Source organism: Stieleria bergensis (genome assembly GCA_007745635.1).
GTDB classification, from domain to species: Bacteria; Planctomycetota; Planctomycetia; order Pirellulales; family Pirellulaceae; genus Stieleria; species Stieleria bergensis.
Genome location: CP036272.1, coordinates 1,589,886 through 1,614,998 on the forward strand (window position 1 = coordinate 1,589,886; position 25,113 = coordinate 1,614,998).

Sequence of the window (25,113 nt, forward strand, 5' to 3'; positions counted from 1 at the left end):
TTCTACAAAAGTGGGTCTTCAGGTCCAAAACATTTAATTGCCAATGACATGATAGCCAGGAGCTATACATGTATAGGACACGGCTTACGTGTTTGGCAGGAACGACCATAAAGCAGGCTGCAATTAAAGCAGGCTTGGGCGCTCCATACAATTACCTAGGCCTGTATTTTGACAGCTTACTCAGCAATTTCCATCCCAGGCGTTGTAGATTTTGGGTTCAAACGACCGAAAACGACACAGATGCCTTTAATTGGCTGGTAATCTTCCATCATTAGCCGCTTAAGGAAACTTTGATCAAGTTAACGCAGGATGCTGTAACGAGAGGTTCTTACCTCGTGATTCCATTTACCTAACCACAGACTCCCTGTTGCCTTAAAAAAATCACCGCCATGAATAATCTCACCGTTCGCCCCAAAGAAATGCTGATGACCGAAAATGTTCAGCGGGTTGCCATCCGACTCTCGGTGGTTGCGGCCCTGTTGGTTGCACCTTTAACTCTTGTTTCCACTGCAACAGCCCTCCGGCCTGTGATGCAGGATCCTGAGCCTGTGATGCAGGATCCTGAGCCTGTGATGCAGGATCCTGAGCCTGTGATGCAGGATCCTGAGCCTGTGATGCAGGATGAAGCATCCATCGCGACAGCTTCGGACGCCGAAGTCGAGACTGCTGAGGCCAGTGATGTGGCCGCCAGCGACCAGAAAACACAGGCCAATGCTGTCCAAGGAGCGGCGATTGGAAGTGATCCGCTGTCGGAACCCGTCAGCCTGGATCGCTCTGCTCTCTCGTCGCCTTCGGATCGGAAGATGGAAAACATCTTAAAGCCCGAGGACAATTTGCCCCAACCCACCGTTGATCTGGAGATTTCCAGTGTCGGGATTGCGGAGGGGGCCTCTGTCGCAGCCCCAGTGACCGCGGTCGGGATCGTCGACGTGCCTTACAACGAGTATTACTGGCAGTACGAAAAAGAGCGTCTGGCGAAGGTTCACGAATTACGAGTCCGTCGCGCACACTTTCAGAGCTACTCTCGACTGCTACGCACCGAACGCAACCTGTGGCTGGGCTACGAACCGTTGCGTCCCAACTGGCCAACACCACCGCAGTCTGCAAGTCGATATTCGCACGTCAATCGAATTGTGGTGCCAATTTATACCTATCTCGATGCCAGCTACTGAGCACAACCTTAAAGATCTTCCGATTAGCCACATCGGATGCGTGCTTGCACGCACTGCTTTGAAGCCACGTAGGGTGTTGTGCTTGCACGCACCACAGCTCCAGAGTCACTGAACTGATTGAGCCATCGAATTGATTTCACACGGCAGGATCGTTGTCCCAGGCGGCAACGACCTGCCGTTTTTTGATGGCTTACGGGATCGCTCTGCAGCTTGCGATTCGTTTCCCGTTGCAGCGGCCAGCTCGGTTGAAACGCAATCATGCACTGCGACGAGCGACCAGTCGGCCTCGGTTGCTCTGGCGAGGCGTTGGTAAAGCCTGCTGATTGTAGCACTTGATGGATCTGGTCAATCCGTCTTGTTGGTAACGAACACGACACCCTGTGCGGCGACGGTACATCATCGGCCGACTGCTGACCGATGAACAACTGCGGAGGCCAGCATCGGGGGCACGATTCTGATGTCCGACCCTTGTCTTGTTTTGGTAATGCTCGGTAACGATTGAGCACTTGATGTCATCAGGCATCGTGTGTTGTGCCGCGTGACCATTGTGGGTTCTCCAGGGCAGATTCTAATCACAAACGTTCTTGGCGATTGCTTCATGATGGATAACGAGATCAACGTTTTAGCGATGGTTAAAGACGGTGAGAAATTCATCTTCATGTTCGATGACGCCAATCGGGATGAAACCCTGCGCCAGCTCGCTCGCTATGCAGCTAACCCCGATTTGAACTTCTCTTGGCACGATGCGGCCATGTTAAGCCGTCGGATTCGTGAAGCGGTTCCCAGTGAAGATGACATTCAGTGGGACGAGCAAGAGCTGGGCAACGTGACCTTTGAGGACTTTTAACCGATTGCTGTTTGGCGACTGTCCCTCCTGGAGCATCATCGATGCATTCTGCGATCGCTCAATTCATGCGATACTTGGTCAACGAACGCAATGCCAGCGAGTTGACGATCAAGTCCTATCGCGAAGATCTCTTTTCGTTCGTCGAGTGGTTCGAAGCGACGTACGACAAGCGTCCTGATCCGGCCGCCTTGACGTCGCAGGACATGCGAGCGTTTCAGGCGGCGCTTCAGCAAGCCGAATACGCACGCACCAGCATTGCTCGCAAGCTGGCCGCGATGCGCAGTTTTTTTAAGTTTGCCATGCGAGCCGGATTGGCCGACCAGAACCCTGCTAAGCCGCTGCGCAACCCCAGGCGCCAACGCACGCTGCCACATGTTTTAACAGACGATGAAGTTGGCAAACTGCTGATCACTCCGCCCTCGAATAAGGTCGATGGGCTACGTGATCGAGCGATCTTGGAGACGATTTACTCTGCCGGCTTGCGTGTCAGTGAACTGGTGGGATTGCAGGACGGGGACCTCGATCGGCAACAGCAGATCATTCAAGTTCGCGGAAAGGGCCGCAAGGAACGCATCTGTCCGCTCGGTTCATTTGCCTTGAAGGCCATCGAGGCTTACGAATCCAAACGCACGCGGAGTGATCAAGCCAACGCGCTCGGGCCTGCGGCTCCGGTCTTCGTCAATCGCTTTGGCAATGGATTGACGACCCGAAGTATTGGTCGGATGTTAGAAAAACACCTTAAGATCGCTGGTTTGGACGAACGCACCAGTCCGCACACCTTGCGGCACTCATTTGCCACGCACTTGCTGGACCGGGGCGCTGACATACGTAGCGTTCAAGAATTGCTGGGACATAAAAGCCTAGCCACAACGCAGATTTATACCCATGTCAGTGCGGCCAGTCTGCGGCAGGTTTACGAACGAGCCCACCCAAGAGCTGGCTAGCCAGACGCAGTGGATCCGCCGTGTTGGGAGAAGGAGAAGAGCGATTCGCCGTCGGACGATAGGCCCGGTTTCTTTGCAGTGCCTGATTGTAGGTTGACTGCACTCTCCCGCTGGCGGAAGAGTCGAGTCTAAGCGAGGTGAGGGTGAAACGGTTGTCAACGCCCCTTCTCTCTTTTGTCCTCATGGAGAGTCGTTTGGTCGTCGTTGTCAGTTGGAACATCAGCCGAAGTCCTGTCGCGAATATTCAATGGTTGGCTTCGGTCACCTTTGCCTCGAAGCCTCGTTCTAGGACCGCTTGTTTGAAGACATTCAGGTCACAGACGTCGGGCGTCCGTGCTTGCACGCACCAATGTTTTGAAGAACGTTGAACTCGGTTGGTGCGAGCAATCCCCCCACGAGTCTTTCGTGCTCATCGTGTCCTTCGTGGTTCCATTGCCGAGGCCTTGACGAGCCTGCATGAGACCGTTGAAGACCTGCCGGCTTTGATCGCGTCTCAGCCACGGCCTAGGGGCAATGGCGCCTAATCGGTTCGCCGCCTATAAGCTCATGCAAGTAATCACCAAAGAGATCATCAAGTATTTTAACACCAGATGGGGCATCCCCTAATCACACGCTTCGGTTGCATCGTTTGTCGCGGCCCGAGTCAGGTGAAACACACTCCTGCACCTTCCATTCGGCTCATTTCGTCGATCGTCTCAGAGTAATGCTTGTCTGTTGATGGCGGCAGGCTCAAAACCCCTTCCGGAACATTAAACACGGATAGCTTCTTTAAAAATATTCTCCAGTAACTGAACGGCCCAATACCCAGTGTCTTCCAATCTACTTCGTTTTTCCAGGATGACTTGACGACAACATGTCGATTTGAGTCTTTCCGAATCAAGCTTCCTGACAGGCCAACAATGCAAACGCTTCCGCTGAACTCAGAAACATCAAGTTGAAAATCAATGTCCTCTGGAGGCCGCACGACAAAATCATCTTCAAATTCCGGTTGTACAACTAGGGACGAGGGACTCTCACCAGCAACGACAACTCTCCTCAATGTCGCTTCCGAACTTATCTTAAGTGCATCACCGCAATCAAGGTTTGAGAAAACGACGTTGTCGAGGACAACATCACTCGTCATTACACAAGTGCCCGGGCTTACCCTGCAATTGATGAATTTGACATTCTCAACCGTGGCGATTTTTCCTTGAGGCGGCATGACTGTTAAGTCAGAGAACTCAGCCTGTTCAAAGTCTCGGTTTGAAAGGACAGGATTCCCACTTCCGTCATCTTGAAAATCAACTTGTGTCATTCGCAGTCTCTCCGTCGTTATTCATCGAGTGATTGGATAAATCTTCGGCCCAGGTCACGCGGAATTGAATCGTAAGTGATCACCGCATCCACTTCTGGCCTAGCAAAGTGCGTCCGAATTGATGAAGGGCTGCCGCCGGTGACATCAAATCCGTGCCCGCCGGGGCCAATGAAATCCTGAGGAGTATTTGTCCTACCGGTCCAGCGAACATCGCTCAGAACACTATCTGGATTGCTTCTGACAGCCTGCCGCACTCGAGAAGCAACCCTGCTTTCTTACGCAGTACCGAAGAAAAGCTGCATTCGCCAAGGTTCGTCAGCAATCGCCCTAATCTGACTCGGTGAAAGCTCTCTCGCCAGAACGTCAAAGTTGTTTACCAGTTCCCCGCGCACTTCGCTCGTAATTCTTGCGAGTTCTCGCTGCTGCGAAAGAGTACGTGGCAGTGTCGGATTTGGGGCAAGGCTACATCAGTTCGACGGGCCGAACCTCCTCTGAGGATAAGTTGACGGCGAGAACGATTGACGGTGGATCAGTCGTTGCACTGCGATCGGTCATCCCTTCGTATGCGAATTCGACCTGCCAAGTCTCTGCGGCTCCATCTTTCAGACTCACGCCGAGGCAAGCACCGTGTCCATAGCCGCGATCCTTCATCATCCGTTCTGCCAGCTCAACGGCCAGCTCAATTTTAGTAATCGTACTCATAGCTTGTACTCCTAATTGTTACCTCGTAGACGGGTAGTTCAGCGACCAATCACGCTCAAGGTCGTTCAATTGTTCCCAGATTCGGTTGTTCTTGAGTCTCTCCAAAACCATTTGTTCACGTTGCGCGGGCGTGAACAGCTTGTAGTAATCGTCTCCGTACTTCTTGTAGTCAAGCATATGGGCAAGCTCGTGCCTGACGTTCAATCGCGTGGGATTTCTTGGCAGTGTCATCACGCCACGAACACCGTCGAAGCTGCCGTTAATTCCTTCGTGAAGATAGATGCCTCTGCGGTCGAGGTACTTGACCAAGGCCGGAATCTTCTCTTTCGGGAACAGTTCGCCGCCAAGTTGGCCAACTTCATCCATTAGATCTACCCTACTTGGGGCGATGGATGATGGGGGGTGTTTGGTTGCGGGGGCTATTCGCGTGAGCCGGGGACGATCTTTAGCTTGAGCTTTTTCTTGCCACGCATGACTTCAATCTCCACTGCTTCGCCGATCTTCAAGGCTTCGATTGCGTAGGTGTAGTCTTGAATGTCCTCGATCTTCTTTCCGGCCAAGCTGATGATTACGTCACCGCCTTGAATGCCCGCTTGGTCAGCGGGCGCGGTTCGAGTCACGCCACTTAACTTCACTCCCTTGATCCGACCGGCGGCGTAGTCTGGAATGGTGCCGAGGTAGGCGGTTAAGCGAACGCGCGGTGTTTCCTTTTTCTGTTCGCCTTCATCCAGCTTGAACTCAGGGACGTTGCTATCGGCCAGGAAGCCTCGGGTGAGCAAGGCGAACAGGTGTGCGATCTGGCTGTTCCCTTCATAGTTGATCTTTTCTTTGGTGTCACGCGGTGTGTGGTAGTCTTCGTGAGCTCCGGTGAAGCCAGAGAGGATTGGCACATCGCGAGCGGCGAATGCGGAGGCATCGGTTGGCAGGCTGGTGCTGGTGCGATCGAGTGTGAGCGGCAATCGAACGGGGACATTCCGGCGTTTCACCAAGCCTTCAAAGCCGGGCGAGGATCCAATACCTTGGATCACCAAACTCTCACGCAAACGGCCAACCATATCGAGGTTCAAGTACGCAGCGATTGCGGGGGAAAGCGGCGCGGCTTGAGGGCTCATGCCGTGCGCTTTTGCCATCCGCTCTGCTTCGGGATCAACGACTGCTTGGGGAGCATCAGGGAAGAGCTTGTCAAAGGATTCTAAAAAGGCTTGTGAGCCGAACAGCCCCAGTTCTTCGCCACTCCAGGCGGCGACCATCAAGTCGCGTTTGGCGGTGAGCTTGCCGGATTGTTTTTGGTCGGCAATGAATTCCGCAATCTCTAGAATCGCGGCGACACCGGAAGCGTTGTCGTCGGCACCTTGGTGGATCTGATCGCGTTCTTCATCGACTGCCAGTGAATTGCTGCCACCGCCGCGGCCGAGGTGATCGATATGTGCCCCCAGCATGACCATCGGATAGGTGTGCTTGCCAGGCGTTGCTGGAAGTCGAGCCACGACGTTACGGCCGATCCCCGTGCGGCGTTCAATGGCGATGTCTGCAGCGACTTTGGCGCCGCTCATCAGGTAGCCCATCGCCAGGGAGCCGTCATCGAGTGCCGACTGTTGTTCCTTCAGCGTGCCATCGTCACTGCCAAACAGTTTGCCAGCCATCTGATTGGTCATCGAAATCGCCGCGATGCTGATGCCGGATGAGGAAGCTGCATTGTCGAAGCGAAGCAATTCGTTGCGGACTTTGCTGTTGGGTCCGCTGACAAAGATAATTCCCTTGGCACCGAGGTCGCGGGCCAAGGTTGCCTTTCGACGAGGGCTGCTGAACCGCGCCAATTGCTGACGGCGTTCGGGAGTGATGTCTTGGGGTAAATCGCGAAAGACCAATACCCAGCGACCGGCGACGTTCAAGTGAACATAGCTGTCATACGGGCTGATTTTGTCGTTGCCTTCGACTTGGATTCCATAGCCAGCAAACATTACTTCGGCAGGTTCAATTTTGATGTCTGCAGAAAACGCCATCGGCCGCCAGTCTTTGTTCAGGACGAGCTCAGTGTCGCCAATCTTTAGCGTGCTCTTATCTGCGATCGAGCAACCGGCCGGAAATTCAAAACTGTCGAAGTAGGTGCCGTTCTCGCCAGCAGGTTCGAAGCCCAAGGCTTGCAGGTAAGCAGCCACGTAAGCGGTCGCGCGGCGCTCGCCTTCGGTGCCGGTGAGTCGGCCTTCGAGTTCAGGCCTGGTCAAGTAATCGATGTGTCGAGCGATATCGGCGGGAGAGAATTCAGCCGTTGCGTTTTCTCGGGCTGCCAAGGCTGCCTGTCGGTCCGCTGCGTTCTCCTCTTGGCCGCTTGAGGGTTGATCGATCAGTCCCAGGCGTTTTCGCATTTCGCTGTCGTTCCACTGGCCGCGAAAGATCTGCGATCGTTTCTCTGGGGTGCGAGTGCTGGTCCAAGAGATTTCGTTCCCGTTTGGCAGGAAGACCGGCAGGCCATCAAAGCCGTCGGTGTAGGTCACCCGAACTGGATCGCCGTTGCCGTCTGCGCGAACACAGTACAGTTCAAAGTTTGCGAAGCCATGTTTATTGGTGGTGAAGACCAAGTAGTCACCGCTGGGGTGGAAATAAGGCGCCCAGCTCATGGCACCAAGATTCGTCAGTCGGCGAACGTCACTGCCGTCGGTTTTCATCGTGTAAATTTCAGCCGTCGCGCCGTCTTCGGCAAAACGTCGCCAGCAAATGCGTTTTCCATCAGCGGAAAAGAAAGGGCCGCCGTCATAGCCAGCCACATCGGTCAATCGACGCAGATTTGAGCCATCGGAGTTCATGATGTACAAGTCGATGAAGTATGACTTGTCTGTTCTAAGCAGTTCCTGTTCACGCTCGCTGAGTGCATGATCGTAGGCGGATCGATTGCTGGCAAAGACAATCTGTTTGCCATCGGGGCTAAAGCTGGCTTCGGCGTCATACCCGCGCGCCTTGGTGATGCGTTTTAGCTCGCCGCCTGGCTGTCGGATGTAGATGTCGAATTCAGGATCATAGTCCCACGAATACCGTGGTTGCTTGCCTTCCTGGCGAAGCTTAAGCAAGTTGTTCTGTTGTTCTACTGACGTCGGGTCGTGGTGTGTCCCCGAAAATAAGATCTGTTCGCCATCGGGATGGATCCAAGCGCAGGTGGTTTTGCCTTGTCCGGTTGACACCTTTTCGATATCACCGTTGGACAGATCCATCAAGAAGATCTGGTAGAACGGATTGGCGGGATCACGTTCGCTTTGAAAGACCATCTTGGTGGCATCGGCACTGAAGTAGCCTTCGCCGGAACGCAAGCCTTCGAACGTCAGTTGCTGAGTGTTGGCAATCAGCTCGGCTTCCGCATCAGGATTGGACGTCGATTCGGGTTCTTGAGCAATGGCAAGATTGCCAGGCAAAAAGGAAACTGAAGCCAGTGCTATCCAGGCAACCTGTTTGAGAGAGTTCATGGTGCTGCGTGATCAATAAAGAGGTGAGTTCTGAACGTCAACGGGCTGATGAGCGATTGTAAACGCTGGGCAACAGAAGGATTTCAGTGGCTCTGGCGGAATCCAGCAATTTGGCTGAAATCCTCCCCGCTTGTCGGGCCGCCGAGGGAACGCCGGCGGGTGAGCAAAGGTCACTGAGGTGGTTGCGAATCTCGCTGGTCGAGCTTTTGCTTCAGTTGCATCAAGACGGATTGGTAGTCTGGATTCTGTGGATCCAGTTCGGCCGCTTTCTTAAGTCGCTCAAACGCCAGTTCCCATTGGCCGTCGGTGTAGAGCGCTAGGCCGTAGCGATACTGCAGGATTGCCAAGTTAGGGGCCAGTTTGGCATCACGGGCAATCAGTGGCAATTCTTCGCTGCGCAGTCGCTTGGTTTCAGCCATCAGTTTCTGTTGCTGATTGGCTGGCAACGACTGGGCAATGTTCTCCAGAAGGAACGCCAGATTGCTGCGAGCGCCTGTTGTTTTGGGTTCGATTTCAATCGCTGTGCGGTAGCTCTCAATGGCTTCTTTGAAGAAACGATTGTCAGTTGGTGGCGTTTGATTGCGTTGTTGTTCCAGGAAGCCAAGTTGTTCTTGGACGGAACCCCAGGACAAGTGCGCCCCGGCGCGATCAGCGGGGACACTGTATTCCTGTTTCAATTCTTTCAGCACACGATCAAACTTCATGCGATCCAATTTGGTCAGCTGAGCGAGAACACCGGACTGCAGGATCGATTGGGCTGCACCGAGACGAACCAAGCGATCCTTGTCGGAGAGCAACTTGGTCAACACGTCATAAGTTTTTTGCGGGTTGGCCCGAGCCAGTGCTCGCGCAGCGGCCGCGCGAACGATTGGGTGTTCCTGGTCGTCTTCAACAATGGTCGTGGCAAGAACATCGATCTGCCGTAGTCCCATTGCTGCTAACTGGTCTAACAAGGTGGCGCGGGCGATCGCGGGCGATTCGAAATCTTTCTTGTTTAGGAATTCAATGGCTTTGCGAACGCCTTCGCGCTGCCCGTTTCGCAGTGGCACCAATGCTTCAGCGAAGTGTGGCTGTCGAAAGCGTTTCTCGCCGTACCATTTCTCGCAGGCATCATCGCACCACTTGTCGGTCGCTTGGATCAGTTGTTCTAGGGTCTGGCCGTCTTTGCCAACGACTTGATCGGGGTTTTCGCGAGCATCACGGAGCCAGAGCGAGTACTCCTTGTCTTGCAGGGACTGGCTGTGCTGGGGGGTGATCTCAGGCAAGCGATCTTTCACATGGCAGTGGCTGCAGGCGTTGGGCACTCCAAGTTGGACCGACAAGTCCGGTCGGGGCACACGCAAGCTATGGTCACGGCGCGGATCGACTTCCATGTAAGTGGTGTGTGGCATGTGGCAGTTGACGCACTGGGCACCTGCGGTTCCAGGAGCATGGAAGTGGTGCGAAGGAACATCGTATTTGCCGGCAGCGTGCTGATGGCAGGACGTGCAAACGTTGTTGCCATCATGCTTGAGCTTCAGAGAGTGCGGATCATGGCAGTCAGAGCAGCGGATCCCCTTGTGATACATCTTGCTTTGGATGAACGAGCCATAGACATAGACTTCATCAAGAATTTGTCCATCACCATGGTAGGTTTGTTCGTCCAGATTCGACAAACGCAGGTGGTCGTGGAATGTCGCCCCACCTGCAAATTCAGTGTCCAGCAGGCTGCGACGACTGTGGCAGGGAGCGCAGGTTTGGATTTGTGGTTCGTTGCTTTCGCCTTTTAGCTTGGTCAGTCCATAACCATAGCGGCGGTCCCAAAACAGCGACTTTTTACGAGCGAGTTCGACGTGCAGCGAAGCCGGTCCGTGGCAGGCTTCACAGCTGACGTCGATTTCTGAAAACGTTGTGTGGTAGGACTGGGTTTGAGTATCAAAGTTGGTCTTTAGGTTGGTCGAGTGACAGTCCGCGCACATCGTTTGCCAGCGCTGCGCGATACCGGTCCAGTGCAATGGGTCATCGGCGGCTAGCTTGTCCGTAACATCTGGTGGTCGCAAATAGAACCAGCGATTGTCTTTGCTGTCCCAGCTAATTCGCAACACCTGCAGTCGCGCGACTTCGCAGTCTGGCTGATCGTCACTGCGATCAAACTCGACCATGTATTGCTGCAGCGGATAGACACCGAAGACATATTTGACTTCGTAGTCGTGCATTTCGCCGTCGGGGCCTTCGGTGTTGACCAGAAAAAGATCGCCGTCGCGGAACAGTCGATTCTGTAGTCCGTCGTGCTCAAAGATCACATCGTTGAAGTCGCCCAGAACGGTGTCTTCGGTCGCCAGGTCCATGGCTTTGTCATGGTCCGATCCGGTGAACGCCTCGACCTCTTTCTGATGGCACTCCACGCAGCTCGATCGCCCGATGAAGGTGGCTTGGACGCCGTCGGGCATTGCCACCCAGTAATCTGCAAAGACCAAACCACTGGCGAGGACCAGCAAGCAGAGACCGCTCCAGAAAGGTTTGCGTTTCCACAGCGGCGTGAAGCTGGCGGCCGATTGTAGCGAATCGTCTGAAGTGGTTTTGGAAGCGGACTTGGGCACTGCGGTGCGTTCGGCAAGAGAGTGAGGAAGGGCGTCGACGGACAGCTGGGACTCGCGGATGCGCGTGCACCCCAAAGGAACCTGAGCTCTTTGGGCCGATCGCCATCATCATCAGCACGCAAGTCTGGACGATTGCTCGTTCCGTGCAGACAGGGCGTCTGCGCCAGCCTTTGGGACTTGGCTTTGTGCCGGGGCTCTGCTGGGCCGCATTAAAGCAACCAGACGACCGTTAGATCATCTGGTTCAAGTCTACCCAAATCGTCGCGTTCGCTCCACCGTTCAATCCTTCAGATCCGGCTTTGCTGGCTTGGGTTGATGAAGAAGTTTTGGTTTTGGCGAATGCTCGGGCCGATGGGGGGGTGGATAAGCTGGTGGCAGTGAGGGCACCGGCGATCGCCCTTGGGGGGGCGTCGGTCTGGGCGTGTAGGGGACGGGATAGACCGCTTGCGGCGTTGGGCCACCACGGAGGATTGAAGCCGCCTCGGTGCGCAGATGACGGATCAACTGTTCTCGACCTGGGGTGCCGTCGGCCGCCTCCAGCAGGCGGGCTGATCGCAAGAGCGATTCGGCCAGTTTGTAATTCGTGTCGGGCCCTGGCGGGAGGATCGCGGAGGGTCGCGGGGGAATCGCTGGCGGGGCAAACGCGGAAGTCGGCGGGGTGATCGCTGGCGAAAGGCTAGAGCGCGGCGCCGTGTAGACCTGAATCTTGCTCGGTTGGCTGCCGTTGGATGGACGCGGTTGGTAGCGTGGGGGCGGCTGATAAGTGGGCCGAGGAGGCTGGGGGGCGTGATTTTCCGATTGAGCTTGGGAAGGCAGCACAGGGGTGCCCTGGGGGCCAGGTTGGGTCATCAGGATGCGTTTCCGTTTTCCGTCCGGGGTCAGAATGAAGAGGGACGGATTGCCGCGCATGGCTTGAGGGGCGTGGTCGTCATGAGCGTGGTCGTCATGAGCGTGGTCGTCATGAGCGTGGTCGTCATGAGCGTGATCGTCATGAGCGTGATCGTCATGAGCGTGATCGTGTTGGTGTTCTTGGATCGTTGCCTGCAGCGTCACGGTACTGCGCGCCGTGTTGGGTTCAGGCATTTGCAGATCAATGGAGATCTCTTCGTCGAGCGTCGGGCGGTTCGCTGTTGGCTGGCTGTTCGTTGCTGATTTATCCTTTGCCGATTCAACCTGCGTTGATTGAACCGTTGCCGATTCAGCGCTGGGCAGTAATTGCGGTGATTCTGCAATCATTCGCAAAGCCGTTTGCATCATCGGGTCGGTGGTCATGACTTTTTCGCCGCGAATGGCTGCCTTGAGCAACTCGATCGCTGCCCGGTCCGATTGGCCATTGCGTTGGACATGGACGAATGGGCCTTCGGGGAGTTTGATCTCGAAGGCTGGGGCTGGGGCTTGGGCTGGGGTTGACGGTGGAGACGGCGCGGTCGTTGTGGGTTCGGTGGAGACAGGCGTGTTTTCAGACAGCGTGTTTTCAGTTGGGGGTTTTGCCCAAGTGAACGATGTCGTGCACCAGCACAGCAACAGCAGGCAACCACCGCCTGTGCCCAGGTGTCGTCGGAGTTGACCAAAAGGCTTGCCGTCGCGCAGGGTCGGCAGAGTATTGAGGTCGAGGCGAGTCTTCATAGCCAGGTCCGGTATTTTGTTGGGATGAACTGCACTCATTGGGCACTTGGCGCTGAGCGGATTGAATTGGCTCATTCGCACCGGGTGCGACATGCAGGGCAGTTTGTACGGGTCGCTTGGGGGAACTAGCAGGCACCATAACATGTTGAACAGCCATTGGCCAACAACAGTTTCTGCTGGAGGTGACTGCCCTGCTCTGTCGCAGTTCGCATGCCCGGGTGTTAAACGCGGCGAGTCATCCAGCGCGATGGTTGTGTTCTCCGCTGGTTTGCATCGCGAAAACCGGGTGTGAGTAGATTCATCACTTTGTCGTCAGCGACCCGTTGGCACTGCGTTGGGCGAGCGGGACCCTAATGATTACCCTCGTTGTGTTGCTGTTCTAAAGTAGTTTTCTATTCTGTGAGGGCAGAGCGCCCCATTCAGATTGACGCGGAACCTATATTGGAGAATAACGTTCTAAATTGGCGACGAATTAGAGTTTTCTGCTGTGCGACCTCCCCAGTGGAGATTTACAATCGGTCATTCTCGCTACAATCCCAAACACTGATAGGGATCACTGCTGATTCACTATCAAGCGACTGGGAACATCGCCGTAAAGAATCCGCCCGATCAGTGACTTTGCAACGCCTTCATGGCATCGGCTGATATGAATAGCTACAGCTTGGACTACATCGACGACCTGTATGTCCAATACGTTCAAGACCCTTCCAGTGTTTCTCAGACCTGGAGGCAATATTTCGAACAATTCTTGGTGGCATCGCCAACGAGCCCGCAGTCCAAAAAGGCTGAAGCGGGGCATTCCACCTCCAGTCGCAGCGCAGTTGCCGCCGGGGCAGTCGCAGCCAACGGCAATGGGGCTGTGCTGAACGGCACGGCAGGGTCCAGCGGCGATTTGGAGACCGATCAAGCGCTGTGGATGTCACGGATGCAGGATCGCGTGAACCAGTTGGTTCGTGAATACCGCGTTCGTGGTCACCTAAAGGCCCAGCTTGATCCCTTGGGGATTGCTCATCGCGAACCACCCGAGCTCAGCCCGCAGCGTTACGGCGTGAGCGATCAAGACATGCAGCGACGCTTGGATTCCAATGCGGTCAAGCACGTTCAGGGCGACACGCTGGATGTGATTCTGCAAAAGCTTCAAAACACCTATTGTCGTTCGATCGGCGCTCAGTTCATGCACATCGACGATCGCAACATTCGCGATTGGTTGCAGCAGCGCATGGAGAGCACTGAAAACCGGTTGGAATTGCCGCGCGAAGTCCAGCGTCGAATTTATGCTCGTTTGGCAGATGCTTCGATTTTTGAGGAATTCGTCCGCCGCAAGTTCGTGGGTGCCAAGACCTTTTCATTGGAAGGTTCTGAAACGCTGATACCGATGATCGATTTGGCTTTGGAAAAAGCCGGCGAGCATGGCGTCAAAGAAGTGGTCATGGGGATGGCGCACCGCGGTCGTCTGAACGTGATGGCCAATATCTTGAAAAAGCGAGCGATGAATATCTTTTGGTCGTTCGACGATCCCAATCCAGAGCTCAGCCGTGGTGGTGGCGACGTCCGTTATCACCTTGGATATAGCAGCGACTGGAAAACGGCTCGCGGAGATCACTTGCACATCTCACTGTGCTTCAATCCCAGCCACTTGGAATACGTTAACACGGTCGCGATGGGCCGCTGCCGCTGCAAGCAAGATCATCGTGGCGATACCGCGCGTCGCGAAGCGATGACCATCTTGGTGCACGGTGACGCCGCGTTTGCCGGCGAAGGCGTCGTTCAAGAGACCTTGAACTTGAGCCAGTTGGATGGCTATCGCGTCGGTGGTACGCTGCACATTGTCATCAATAACCAGGTTGGCTTTACCACCGAACCGCAGCAAGGCCGCAGTGCGACCTATGCCACTGATGTTGCCAAAATGTTGCAGATCCCGATTTTCCATGTCAACGGCGAAGATCCCGAGGCGGTTGCTCAAGTCGTGAACTTGGCCATGGACTTCCGTGATCAGTTTCAGCGTGACGTGGTGATTGACCTTTATGCATACCGTCGATGGGGGCATAACGAAGGTGACGAGCCTCGGTTTACCCAGCCGCGGATGTATCGAGAAATTGATCGCCGTCCATCGGTTCGTGATCAGTACCTCAGTCGCTTGGAAAAACTGGGCAAGATTTCTGCCGAAGATGCCGAGGTGATTCAGCAGCAGCGAACCGACAAGCTGGAATCAGAGTTCGAAGCCAGTAAACACGAGTCCTTTGTCCCCGATACGCAGACATTGGCTGCTGGATGGAGTGAATTCTTTGGCGGCCAGGAACCCACCGAGCCGACGGACACCACGGTCGATGAGCAGTTGCTTGGCGAGCTGGTTGATGCGGCGACGCGATTCCCCGACGAGTTTACGTCGCACAAGAAAATGAAGCGATTGATCGCCAATCGCCGCAGCATGGCGGCAGGTGAGAGATCGTTTGACTGGGCAACCGCCGAGCTAGCCGCCTTTGCAACCTTGCTGACCAGCGGTCACGCGCTGCGTTTCACGGGCCAGGATTGCCAACGCGGGACGTTTTCACAGCGGCATGCGGTGCAGCACGATGTGAAGACCGGCGAAACCTACATGCCTCTGGCCCATTTGCGTCCCGATCAGGCTCGAGTTGAACTGCACAATAGCCCGCTTAGTGAAGCCGGTGTGCTCGGTTTTGAATATGGTTACTCCCTGGATGCACCGAATGACCTGGTGATTTGGGAGGCTCAGTTCGGTGATTTCTGGAACTGTGCACAAGTCATCGTTGATCAGTTCATTGCCAGTGCCGAGGATAAATGGAATCGGCTCAGCGGCTTGGTGATGTTGTTGCCGCACGGTTTTGAAGGTCAGGGGCCAGAGCACTGTAGCGCTCGAGTTGAGCGTTTTCTGGCCATGGCTGCTGAACAGAACATTCAAGTCTGCCAGCCAACCACTCCCACGCAATACTTCCACCTGTTGCGACGGCAAGTGATCCGCAAATGGCGCAAGCCGTTGGTGGTCTTGACGCCCAAGAGTTTGTTGCGGCTTCCGGAAGTGATTAGCTCACGAGCTGAACTTGCTGAAGGCAGCTTCAAGAAGATTCTGCCCGATCCGTTGCTCGATCCCGCCAAAGTCAAACGTGTGATGCTTTGCACGGGAAAGATCTATTACGATTTGATCAGAGAACGCAAAGAGCGCGAGCTCGAAGATCAAGTGGCTGTGATTCGCGTCGAGCAATTGTACCCCTTGTCCATTGAAGAACTGGCGGCCGGTTTAGAAGGCGTCCCCGCCCGAACGGAGGCGTTCTTTGTCCAAGACGAACCCTTGAATATGGGCGCTTGGCCCTACATCAAATTGACCTACGTCGATCGGCTTCGCGAGCTGGGTTGGAACCTGTTGCCAATCACGCGCGCAGAATCCGCCAGCCCCAGCACCGGTAGTATGGCCGCTCACTTGCTGGAACAGTCCGAGCTTATCGGCGAAGCCTTCGCCGGATTTTAGTTGATAGCAAATTCAGCAACGCTACAGCAGCACGCTGATGGGGACGCTCCGGTTGCTTGCAGAGTTTGGTGTTTGCAAGTGCCGGACTCTGCACGTCGCCAGCTTAAGTTTCATTGAGGCGTGAAACACGTCCTTCATTTCTAGGGTCAAATCGCGATTGCATTCCGCTGCCATGCTATCGTATGAACTTGCTACGACTCTTGGTGGAGTAGTTGATGCGACAGTTTGTTGGCGGTCCACGCCGTTAAACCTGGTGACGATCACGCCATCAAATCGGTCTTGCTCGTTGTTGAAAAAAAGAATTAGAAAACAGGCTTGAGAATAATAGGCTGGCGCTACGGTGGTTGTGTCAATTGATTACAATCGCCGAGCACCAACTTGATTCAGCCTCTTGCGAAGCCCATTAATGATCGAAGCACGGATGAACAAGATTTCGGTAAGTCAACTCTCGACGCTGCGGTGGGATCTGGAGACCGATGTGGATGCCTATGCCTCGCACGGGTTTGGTGGTATCGGTCTCTATCGTCCGAAGGTTGAAGAGTTTGGCATCGAGCGTGTGTCAGAGATGCTTCTCGATTATCAAATTCATCCGACGTCTTTGTCGTGGGTGGGCCCCTTTACCGGCGGTGATCTGCCGACTGAAGAAGCGATACTTGATGCCAAGCAAGCGATATTAGATGCTGCATCATTGGGAATTGATACCGTTGTTGTGATTGCTGGCGGTCGCCAAGGCCACATCTACAACCACTTGCGGAATTTCTTTTGCGAAGCTTTGACCGAGGTCGCGGCAGTGGCGTCGCGCTACGGCGTGCGTCTGGCCTTGGAACCCTTTCATCCTGGTTGCGGCCGTGAGTGGTCCTTCTTCAGTGATTTGAAAGCGACTCTGGACATCATTGAACGTGTTGCCAGTCCCGCGTTAGGATTGAATTTCGATACCTATCACGTGGGGATGGACCGCCACACTTGGGATTGGCTTCCTGACCTTGCACCCTATCTTCACCTTGTGCAATTGGGCGACGCTAGGCATTGTCCACACGGCGAAATGAATCGCTGTTTGCTGGGCGATGGTCATGTCCCCGTTCGTAAGTTGATGGAACGAATCAGCGACCTGGGCTATCAAGGGCCTTGGGAAATTGAACTGCTGGGTCAGGACGTCGAGTGCCTGGGCTATGAAAACATTCTGAATCATTCACGGCACTACCTTAGCCGAGACCTGGCCCCCTTTTAGGTTGCTAGGCGATTTGGTGATCTTTGGATCCAGAGCGAAACGCCTGTCTCCTTGCGCCACTGGCTGCGGTGACTAACGCGTTGCGGTCGACGAGTCGTGCTCCAGATTCTCGATCCAGTCACTCGCCGAGAGCACCAAGTCATCGCGTTTCTTGTCGATGGCTCGGTTGAGTTTTTCAGTCAGCTTGTTGTTGATGTCTTCGCGAAAGATCCGCTTGGCCATCCATTCAGCGGTTTCACCCCATTGCTCGGCAACTTCACCACCAATTTTGCTGACGCGATCGACATGAAAGTGTTGCAGGTTCAGTTGAGCGCTATCAACGTCGGGGTCGATTTCAATTCCTGGGATAATCCCACTGAACTCGGGGCGGATTGCTAGTTGACCATTGATGTCCAGGCGAACTAGCATGTCCCCTTTGATCTCGATGCTGTACATGCGAGCGCCATAGTTCCACTGTTCCACACGAGCGACAAAGTCTAATGGCGCCGTGATGCGAGAGCTGATTGTCCAGTGATCCACTGCCGTGGGGGCGTCAGTGTCTTGCTCGTTGCCAACGGCGTTGACTGAAACGATGTTCAAATCAATGGCGTTCTGTTCGATGGCTCGTTGGCTGGTCACGGTATAACGCACTTGTAATCCGTGACGTCGTTCCTTCCAGCGGCGTTTGGTTTCGATCTTTAGGCCTTCGCGGCGCAGTTTGATACCGGCCCAGATCTTTTTGGTGTCCTGCCAGTGACTGTCACCGCTGAAGCTGCGGGGCAGTTGTGCGAGGGCTAGGTCCAGCAAGAGTTGCATCGATCGGCGGCATTGTTCGTTGATGGCGTCTGCGTCATCGCTTGGCTTTGTGGGTGTTGCAGCAGAGTCTTGTTCGCTAGCCGCCTGCCAGGGCTTGGCCTGGATGTTTGGCAGTGACGGTGGTTCGGGTAGCGATAACGGTGGTGCCGTTAGATTGATGGTTTCTGTTGCCGAGACAGTGGGAGCACTGGAATGCCCTGGCAGCGGTCTGAGTGATCGGTCTGGGGTCAGTTCAGGAGCTTGCAGTTTCAGTGGACCGTTGGAAGATGGCTGGCCGATGCGATGCACAGCAGGTCGTGAGCCCGGTTGTGCATCAGCCATTGAGGTTGGTCCCAGAAGCACGCCGCAGCAAGCAATGGCGGCAGAGATCAAGAAAGCCAGGGAGCGGGCGTTCCATCGCCCCGCAGTTCCCAGGCAAATTTGAGCATCATCCAGGCCATGATCGACAAGTGAATGGCATGGATGGATGGTTGAGCTCTGGAAACGCGTCCTTGTGTTTTGCCAGAGAGCAACACGTTTGATTAGCGATAGACCACCGCAAAGTAGACTCCATCGGGACCCTGTGCCATGGCGGCGCCGGCGGCACGCATGTTTGGGCTGCTGGTGTAACAAGCTCGGATCTCACTGGGGCTGGAGTTTGAAGTCCAGCCAACGCCTTCGTAGCGTCCAGGTGCAAAGGATCCTGGAGGGTGTCCCTTCATCCGCATGCGTACCATTTTTAACACACGCATTTCTGCAACTCGTTGCAGGTCAGCATCAAATTGCAAGGATCTTAAGCCGCGACGTGAGCGCTGCGCATTCAACATTTCCAAAACGGATGTTGTCGAAGATTGCTGAGAAACAGTCACGCTTTGCGGAGTGCTGCTTTTCTCAGCGATGTTTGGCTCAGGAGTGTTTGGCTCTTCGGTAGCCTTGCTTGCCGACGGTTGAGGTTGCTCTGTCGTTGGCTCGACCGAAATGTTTATCGGTTCCTCAACGATGTAATTCACAACCCGCGTGTGATTTCTTTTGCATTTTGTGCACCAGTAGCTTTCAGTCCGAGTGGTGGTGACCCGTTCGGTCTGATCGGCAGCGGCTGCCTGATCAGCTTTCTTGACGTCGGCTTGAACGGTGTCGGACAACAGACACGCTGCGATCAGCAACGCGGTGCCCAGCAAATTCAAGCTCAGTCCACGGAAACCGTGGAGACGAAGCAATCGGAAACTCATTCAATTCTCTTTCTTACAAGGGATAACGCCCCTCCGATACCGGCACCCCCGTGCATCAGGACTCTTGGTTTGTCGAATCACGACCGTGCTGTCGTTGGACGACGAAGAGTTGGGCGTTCAGAAGTCGCACTAGCATCCAAAGTGCCTGTCCTGGCGGAAGGGGGTGGTTTGTAGGGATTGGGAAGATTTTTTCGATTGAGCGTTTTGGCACGGCCTTACTGCCGCCCACATCGCAGGTTAGGTGAACGCACTGAATTGCAGGAATTTTCATTCGAAAAGAATTGCCTCCCCGCTCCAGGACTGGTTCGGTGTTTTCAGTGGAGTGGTTTGCGGGGGGCGTTTGCCGTGGCATCGCCTCATCACAGGCGTCCAATGGATGACGGGGATGGCTTGGTTCAAACGCGTTGGGGCTGCCCGGCGGCGGAGGGAAACCGACTAGAATGGCTGGCATGACGACGCGACACGCTCCCGATGACTGCTCGACTTCACTCACTTTGCTGCAACGAGCTCGTGATGGCAACGCTGATGGCTGGCAGCAGTTGGTGCAAGTGTATGGCCCCACGGTTTACAGTTGGGCTCGGCAATGCGGTTGTCAGGAAGCTGATGCCGCTGACGTGGTGCAAGACACCTTCGCCTCGGTCGCCAACGCGCTGGAAGACTTTGATGCTCAACGCACGGGAGCAACGTTTCGCGGTTGGTTATGGACGATTGCACGGAACAAGGTTCGTGATCAAGCTCGCAACGCGTCTCGGCAGCCGCCGGTGGTTGGCGGAACGGATGCGAACTTGGCGTTGCAGCGTGTTGCGCAAGGGCAGCCACCGAGTTCGTTGGAGGTCGATCTCAGTGGTGCCAGGCGGCGGTTGGTGAAGTTAATGGAGCAAGACTTTGATCCGCGTAGCTGGCGCATGTTTTGGGAGTCCACTGTGATCGGCCGCTCGCCGGAAGACGTGGCAGCAGAAATGGAAGTCTCCAAGTGGGCGGTCTACAAAGCCCGGGCTCGCGTGCTGCAACGACTCAAACAGCGTCTTGAGGGGTTGGAGTGAGCATTTTTGCCTAGCCAAACCGCAGCGGTTCAGTGAGCCACTGGCTGGCCAGGCCGTGCGTGGTTCCAACTGCGGTGTTTCGACTGCGGTGTTTCGACTGCGGTGTTTCGACTGGCCAAGAAAAATTCTTTTCCTGTCCAATGGCTCCGTTGTGCTTGGTAGAGTCGTGTTTGTCGGTGTTCGGCGCGACGCGTGTCTTTTCTCAGGAGCCTGAACGATGATTGCTACTGACCAGCCCTGCTTGAGCCCCAAGCAGTTGCGTCGCGCCCTTTCGGGGGACTTGCCCGAGGCCGATTTTGATTCTGCGATCACTCATTTGGATCATTGCCAAGTCTGTCAGCAAGCAGCAGAGCAACTGAGCCAAGAGGCCAAGCCGGCGTGGAATGGGCTGCGACTGGATTTAGAGCCCTTGCCACCATTACCTGCTGACCCAGTCAACGTCGCCGGTCGCGGTAGGCATCGCGTTGCCAGGGTGAATTCTGATCAGCACGATGTCTCCCCGAATGCGGTGGAATCACTGGAGCGTGAATCGGCCTGTCAGCGAGCCATTGACCAGGTGCTCCAGGGGCCCCAGCAGGAGGTTGGCGGCGGGGCATCAGTCAGCCGCAACCAAACAGCTTTGCCGCTGACTGAACTGGGCCCGTACCGATTGCTAGAGCTGATCGGAAATGGTGGCATGGGCAGTGTCTATCGAGCGGAGCACATTCGATTGCGCCGGCAATGCGCCATCAAGGTTTTGCCGCCGGATCGAATCAGTGAAAGCGGGTGGTTGGATCGCTTTGATCGCGAGATGGTCAGTATTGCTGCGATCGAACATCACAACGTCGTGCGTGCGACCGATGCCGGGCATCAAGATCAGTGGCACTATCTGGTGATGGAGTACCTGGATGGAATGGACCTGGGCCGGATTGCCACGGCCATGAAAACCATTGCGGTTAACGATGCCTGTGAACTGATTCGGCAGGCAGCGTTGGGAATCGCTCAGATCCATGCCCACGGTTTGGTCCATCGCGACGTCAAGCTATCGAACCTGATGCTCACAAGTGAGGGGTCGGTCAAGGTCTTGGACCTTGGTTTAGTGCTCGATGGCGATGATCCGTTGGCGGCTGATGAACGCTTGACAACGGTCGGTCACGTGATGGGCACGATGCCTTACATGGCACCGGAGCAGTTAACCGATAGCCGGGACGTGCGGCAAGCCTCGGATTTGTATGCCTTAGGAGCCAGTTTGTATCGCCTGATTGCCGGCACGACCCCACATCGCAAAACACATGGCTTGGCGGCGCAGGTCCTGGCGATCACCAGTGAAGCCGCCAAACCGCTGTCGCAGTCTTGCTCTGAAATTGAGCCCGACGTCGAACAGTTAGTCAGTGAGTTGCTTGATCGTGATCCCGAGAAACGGCCCAGCAGTGCCAGCGAAGTGGCCCAGCGGTTGGAGTCCCTCTGTGAAGGAGCTGATCTGAAGCGGTTGCTGCGTCAGGCCAAACAGCGTCAGGAACAGTCTTCTTGCACCGCCAACAGTCTGGTGATCCCCGCAAGTCTTGCGGGCGCCGGCAATCCCCCGCGTCGCGCTGGACGCTGGTTGATGGGAGCTGCCGGTGCTTTTTTGCTGTTGATTGCAGCGATCGTGATCAAGATTGAAACCGATCGTGGGCAACTGGTAATCCATAGTGATCATGATGGCCTGCAAGTTGCAATCAAACAGTCGGATCAAGTCATTGATCGATTGACGGTTCGCAAAGGCGACGACAATCGTATCCGGCTGTACAAGGGCAGTTATCAGATCGAAATTGAAGGTGGCGGTGATGCCTTGGTGTTGACGGAGAGCGTTGTCACCATTAGTCGTGGTGCTCAGCAGGATGTTCAGGTCGTTGCCAAACAGGAGGCGACTGCAGAGCCTTCGGCGTTCACCTATCAGGGACACGACTTATCTTGGTGGCTAAAGGGGATCGATCGTGAACGCAGTATCGATCAGATCTGTGAAGCCGTGAAAGCCGTTGAGCTGCTTTCTCGCGATGCGGGGCCTGAGGCACGTCAACAGGCTGCCCAAGCCACCGTGCAGCTCAGTCGCCGGCTCGGTGGAAAAGTTCTGGGCAATACAGGAAGCCGCTCCGAGAAGTTCATGTCTCAGTTTTTTGAGGTGGTGGCCTACTACATTGACGATCTGGGGACGGATTTCTTAACCAGCGAAATGCAGGCGGGGTCTTTCAAGTCCAAGGTCGCCTGCGTGATGGCTGTTCATTCGTTTCTAGACGGTGCTTTGCTGGACACGTGGGACGATGAAAAGATCCGCGATTCCTGGTTGGAAGGCATCATCACCAAGCAAGGTTGGGAGCAGGCAATCAAGCTGCAGGCCGTCTTGCTAGAAATTGCCATGTACGAAACCGAAGACTCCATGTTCGGCGAATACTTTGGCCATCGCCCTGCCCTTCATGCCGCGTTGTCGGTCATGCTGTTAACCGAAAAAGAGCCGGTGACGGTGTTTCATTGGAAAGCGTTGGTTTCGCAGTGGGTGGAGGAAGGACTGAAAAAAGAACAGCAGCAATCTGCCGCTGGAGCAGGGATGTCTGGCAACGTGATGGACGGCGTCGGTGGCTTCGGGATGGCTCGAGTCGACCGAGTGGCAGTGCTGTTCTATGCTCAAATGCTGGCCGCCAAGCCCAAGGAGAAACGGTACCAAGACCTGATCACACCACAGCTGGTGCAAATACTTGTCAGCCATGACCATTACTCCACCATGCAGTCGTTGCACAATCGAGCATTGCGGCAAACCTTGACGGGCGTGATCGAGATCAAGCCCAAGCCCTATGTGCAGGCCATTGAGGCCATCTTGGCTGAACATCCGCTTTCATCGCCAGAGATGCATGCTGGTGGCATGGGCGGGTTTGGTGGCGGCATGGGCGGGTTTGGTGGCGGCATGGGCGGGTTTGGTGGCGGCATGGGCGGGTTTGGTGGCGGCATGGGCGGGTTTGGTGGCGGCATGGGCGGGTTTGGTGGCGGCGGTGGATGGGTTCCACCCTTCGTGAAAGCTACGGCGATGGAAGTGCTGGTCAGCGAACTGGCTGATTTGAACGTCGTCGTCAGTGTGCTTGGGCAGTGGAAGGCGAAGTTTGGTGATGGCAAACGCATCGGCTACGCGGCTGAAGATTTTCCGGGCTGGTCGGCAACGTTAGCTAAACGACTCGATGTCTCCTTGGCAGAGGCCGCTCGGCAAGTTGACGCGGCGGTCGCGGAAACGTCAATCACTAGCGCAGAGGTCGTTCAGCCAGACGACATTCAGCCTGAAGCAGGCGCCGATCCTGCGGCCAACGCGGTTTCCATGGAATCCAGGCCTGCGCCAGAGGCCGAAGCGGATCGTGCCTCCCAGGCTAGCGAAGGCCGTCCCGCCGAGGTCGCTGTTCCGTTGTATCAGGGACATGACTTGGCTTGGTGGATGGAACAGATGAGCCGTGAGCGAGACATACGCAAAATCTGCGAAGGTGTTGACGCGGTGGAACTGCTTTCTCGCGATTCAGATCGGCAGACGCGGCGGAAGGCAATAGAGGCGACCATAGAGATCGCGGATCGTCTGGGCGGAATCGACATCGGACAACGCTATGATTCTGGCGTGTTGTTAAAAAATAGACAGGAGTCCTCGCATGCCTTCATGGCGCATTTCGTCGACGTTGTGCCGCGTTACATTGATGATTTGGGGACGGAGTTTGTTGAAGTTGAAATGCCGGGCCAGGAAAGACGTGTGATGGCGCTGACGATTGCACTGGATCAGTTTCTAAGTGGCACTCGCCTGGCCAACGCTGAAGGTCAGGCGATGTTTACCCGTTGGCACCAACGCACTCAATCGGCAGAGGGGAAACAAGAGCTTCGGCGGCTGGTTCAAGAACTGTTGCCCGTTCAGCAGAACTGGGAGCAAACCGAAACGTTGCAAGCCGGTACGTCACCAGAGGGAACGTTGCACGCCCTGCGGCAACATCGGCAACGCCCTTTGGCGCGTCTCTTGTTGACCATGTTGCTGATGTCGTCAGACGACTTGGAAGTTGCCGGACTCGATGATTGGCTTCAGAAGCGGATCCGTGGTCAGCTAGACTTGGGCACCGATGCTGGGCGGTCGATCCCAAACCAGCAAGGTCGCAGTCTGGAGCGATTGGAAAGTGAGTACTGCATCGCCGCTGTCACAAGTGCTCTCCATCAGGAGGACCCAGTGAGCGATGGCTATTTGCGGCAGTTGATTCGCAACTTGGTTTCAGTGACAGGATCCGAGCGACGCGACCGCTTGTTTCAAGCTCGCTACGAAGCGGCTTTGGAGGGGCTTGCCAAACATTCACCGGAATTGTTTTGGGATACCGTCCGGCAGAGTTCGCAGGGCATCTTGGTCGCCGGCGGTGGCATCGTGTTGATCCATGGTGTGAACTCAATCTCGATGGAGTTCATTGCCCGTGAGAGTCAGGATCTGGAGCTTGCCACCGAAGCGCTCGGCAAGTGGGCTTCAGACAGCGCCTATGAAGAGACTGTTGGGGCCGTAGTGGATCGCCAGCAGACTTTGGCGCGTTGTTACACCGTGCTTGCCAAACGCATGGATGTCAGCGTTGACGAGCTAAAGAAACGCAGTGCCGCACCAGTCCCCGTCGGTGGTGGCGGGATTTTCTAAACCGTTATGACGATTAAGTCGCAGCGCCAATGCCGTCTCAGATCGAAGATCGGCGGCGCTGCATTCGCCCCAAACCGCTAGCGGTGGGTTG

15 protein-coding genes are annotated in these 25,113 nt (G+C 55.3%); 7 read left to right on the plus strand and 8 right to left on the minus strand.

Annotated elements, in window-relative coordinates:
• The first annotated feature begins 389 nt into the window (after positions 1–389).
• The 3 genes from SV7mr_RS05260 to xerC all read left to right on the plus strand — a co-directional run bounded on the left by SV7mr_RS05260 (position 390) and on the right by xerC (position 2,963).
• Positions 390–1,172 (plus strand): hypothetical protein, encoded by a 783-nt coding sequence (locus SV7mr_RS05260; RefSeq protein ID WP_145269891.1) that lies wholly within the window; start codon positions 390–392, stop codon positions 1,170–1,172.
• Between the two features lie 598 nt (positions 1,173–1,770).
• A complete protein-coding gene (locus SV7mr_RS05265) occupies positions 1,771–2,019 on the plus strand; it encodes a hypothetical protein (protein WP_419188125.1) in 249 nt (82 codons plus the stop codon).
• A gap of 41 nt (positions 2,020–2,060) precedes the next feature.
• Entirely contained in the window at positions 2,061–2,963 is a 903-nt protein-coding gene (gene xerC, locus SV7mr_RS05270; protein ID WP_145269892.1) for a tyrosine recombinase XerC, read from the plus strand.
• Positions 2,964–3,606: 643 nt separating this feature from the next.
• Here the strand turns inward: xerC and SV7mr_RS05275 are convergent.
• The 6 genes from SV7mr_RS05275 to SV7mr_RS25095 all read right to left on the minus strand — a co-directional run bounded on the left by SV7mr_RS05275 (position 3,607) and on the right by SV7mr_RS25095 (position 12,619).
• Positions 3,607–4,257 carry a hypothetical protein gene (locus tag SV7mr_RS05275; RefSeq protein ID WP_145269893.1) on the minus strand — a complete coding sequence of 217 codons (651 nt, stop codon included), beginning with the start codon at positions 4,255–4,257 and terminating at the stop codon, positions 3,607–3,609.
• A 462-nt stretch (positions 4,258–4,719) separates the two neighbouring features.
• Positions 4,720–4,959: a hypothetical protein gene (locus SV7mr_RS05280; protein WP_145269894.1), complete on the minus strand. Its 240-nt coding sequence runs from the start codon at positions 4,957–4,959 to the stop codon at positions 4,720–4,722.
• Positions 4,960–4,977: 18 nt separating this feature from the next.
• Positions 4,978–5,325, minus strand: coding sequence for a zincin-like metallopeptidase toxin domain-containing protein (locus SV7mr_RS05285; RefSeq protein WP_145269895.1), 348 nt, complete (start codon positions 5,323–5,325; stop codon positions 4,978–4,980).
• A gap of 53 nt (positions 5,326–5,378) precedes the next feature.
• Complete coding sequence (locus SV7mr_RS05290; protein WP_145269896.1) at positions 5,379–8,414, minus strand: M28 family peptidase; 3,036 nt, start codon at positions 8,412–8,414, stop codon at positions 5,379–5,381.
• Between the two features lie 170 nt (positions 8,415–8,584).
• Positions 8,585–10,993 carry a HEAT repeat domain-containing protein gene (locus tag SV7mr_RS05295; RefSeq protein ID WP_419188126.1) on the minus strand — a complete coding sequence of 803 codons (2,409 nt, stop codon included), beginning with the start codon at positions 10,991–10,993 and terminating at the stop codon, positions 8,585–8,587.
• 279 nt (positions 10,994–11,272) lie between these two features.
• Complete coding sequence (locus SV7mr_RS25095) at positions 11,273–12,619, minus strand: hypothetical protein (protein WP_419188127.1); 1,347 nt, start codon at positions 12,617–12,619, stop codon at positions 11,273–11,275.
• A gap of 631 nt (positions 12,620–13,250) precedes the next feature.
• On the opposite strand from SV7mr_RS25095, the gene SV7mr_RS05305 reads away from it, so the two are divergent.
• Positions 13,251–16,103, plus strand: coding sequence for a 2-oxoglutarate dehydrogenase E1 component (locus tag SV7mr_RS05305; protein WP_419188128.1), 2,853 nt, complete (start codon positions 13,251–13,253; stop codon positions 16,101–16,103).
• A 421-nt stretch (positions 16,104–16,524) separates the two neighbouring features.
• Positions 16,525–17,331 (plus strand): sugar phosphate isomerase/epimerase family protein, encoded by an 807-nt coding sequence (locus SV7mr_RS05310; RefSeq protein WP_145269897.1) that lies wholly within the window; start codon positions 16,525–16,527, stop codon positions 17,329–17,331.
• A 72-nt stretch (positions 17,332–17,403) separates the two neighbouring features.
• On the opposite strand, the gene SV7mr_RS05315 is transcribed toward SV7mr_RS05310, so the two are convergent.
• On the minus strand, positions 17,404–18,447 hold the full coding sequence (locus SV7mr_RS05315) for a hypothetical protein (protein ID WP_145269898.1): 1,044 nt from the start codon (positions 18,445–18,447) through the stop codon (positions 17,404–17,406).
• Between the two features lie 200 nt (positions 18,448–18,647).
• Positions 18,648–19,334, minus strand: a complete 687-nt coding sequence (locus SV7mr_RS05320) for a CAP domain-containing protein (RefSeq protein WP_145269899.1) — start codon at positions 19,332–19,334, stop codon at positions 18,648–18,650.
• A gap of 449 nt (positions 19,335–19,783) precedes the next feature.
• Between SV7mr_RS05320 and SV7mr_RS05325 the strand changes: the two genes are divergently transcribed.
• Positions 19,784–20,377, plus strand: coding sequence for an RNA polymerase sigma factor (locus tag SV7mr_RS05325; RefSeq protein WP_145269900.1), 594 nt, complete (start codon positions 19,784–19,786; stop codon positions 20,375–20,377).
• 217 nt (positions 20,378–20,594) lie between these two features.
• Positions 20,595–25,022 carry a serine/threonine protein kinase gene (locus tag SV7mr_RS05330; RefSeq protein WP_145269901.1) on the plus strand — a complete coding sequence of 1,476 codons (4,428 nt, stop codon included), beginning with the start codon at positions 20,595–20,597 and terminating at the stop codon, positions 25,020–25,022.
• Positions 25,023–25,113: the final 91 nt, after the last annotated feature.

What these genes read in the sequence shown, in the direction of transcription:
- SV7mr_RS05260 (WP_145269891.1), top strand. Translation starts at nt 390, where the DNA reads ATGAATAATCTCACCGTTCGCCCCAAAGAAATGCTGATGACCGAAAAT.
- SV7mr_RS05265 (WP_419188125.1), top strand. Translation starts at nt 1,771, where the DNA reads ATGATGGATAACGAGATCAACGTTTTAGCGATGGTTAAAGACGGTGAG.
- xerC (WP_145269892.1), top strand. Translation starts at nt 2,061, where the DNA reads ATGCATTCTGCGATCGCTCAATTCATGCGATACTTGGTCAACGAACGC.
- SV7mr_RS05275 (WP_145269893.1), bottom strand. Translation starts at nt 4,257, where the DNA reads ATGACACAAGTTGATTTTCAAGATGACGGAAGTGGGAATCCTGTCCTT.
- SV7mr_RS05280 (WP_145269894.1), bottom strand. Translation starts at nt 4,959, where the DNA reads ATGAGTACGATTACTAAAATTGAGCTGGCCGTTGAGCTGGCAGAACGG.
- SV7mr_RS05285 (WP_145269895.1), bottom strand. Translation starts at nt 5,325, where the DNA reads ATGGATGAAGTTGGCCAACTTGGCGGCGAACTGTTCCCGAAAGAGAAG.
- SV7mr_RS05290 (WP_145269896.1), bottom strand. Translation starts at nt 8,414, where the DNA reads ATGAACTCTCTCAAACAGGTTGCCTGGATAGCACTGGCTTCAGTTTCC.
- SV7mr_RS25095 (WP_419188127.1), bottom strand. Translation starts at nt 12,619, where the DNA reads ATGAAGACTCGCCTCGACCTCAATACTCTGCCGACCCTGCGCGACGGC.
- SV7mr_RS05305 (WP_419188128.1), top strand. Translation starts at nt 13,251, where the DNA reads ATGGCATCGGCTGATATGAATAGCTACAGCTTGGACTACATCGACGAC.
- SV7mr_RS05310 (WP_145269897.1), top strand. Translation starts at nt 16,525, where the DNA reads ATGAACAAGATTTCGGTAAGTCAACTCTCGACGCTGCGGTGGGATCTG.
- SV7mr_RS05315 (WP_145269898.1), bottom strand. Translation starts at nt 18,447, where the DNA reads ATGGCTGATGCACAACCGGGCTCACGACCTGCTGTGCATCGCATCGGC.
- SV7mr_RS05320 (WP_145269899.1), bottom strand. Translation starts at nt 19,334, where the DNA reads ATGAGTTTCCGATTGCTTCGTCTCCACGGTTTCCGTGGACTGAGCTTG.
- SV7mr_RS05325 (WP_145269900.1), top strand. Translation starts at nt 19,784, where the DNA reads ATGACGACGCGACACGCTCCCGATGACTGCTCGACTTCACTCACTTTG.
- SV7mr_RS05330 (WP_145269901.1), top strand. Translation starts at nt 20,595, where the DNA reads ATGATTGCTACTGACCAGCCCTGCTTGAGCCCCAAGCAGTTGCGTCGC.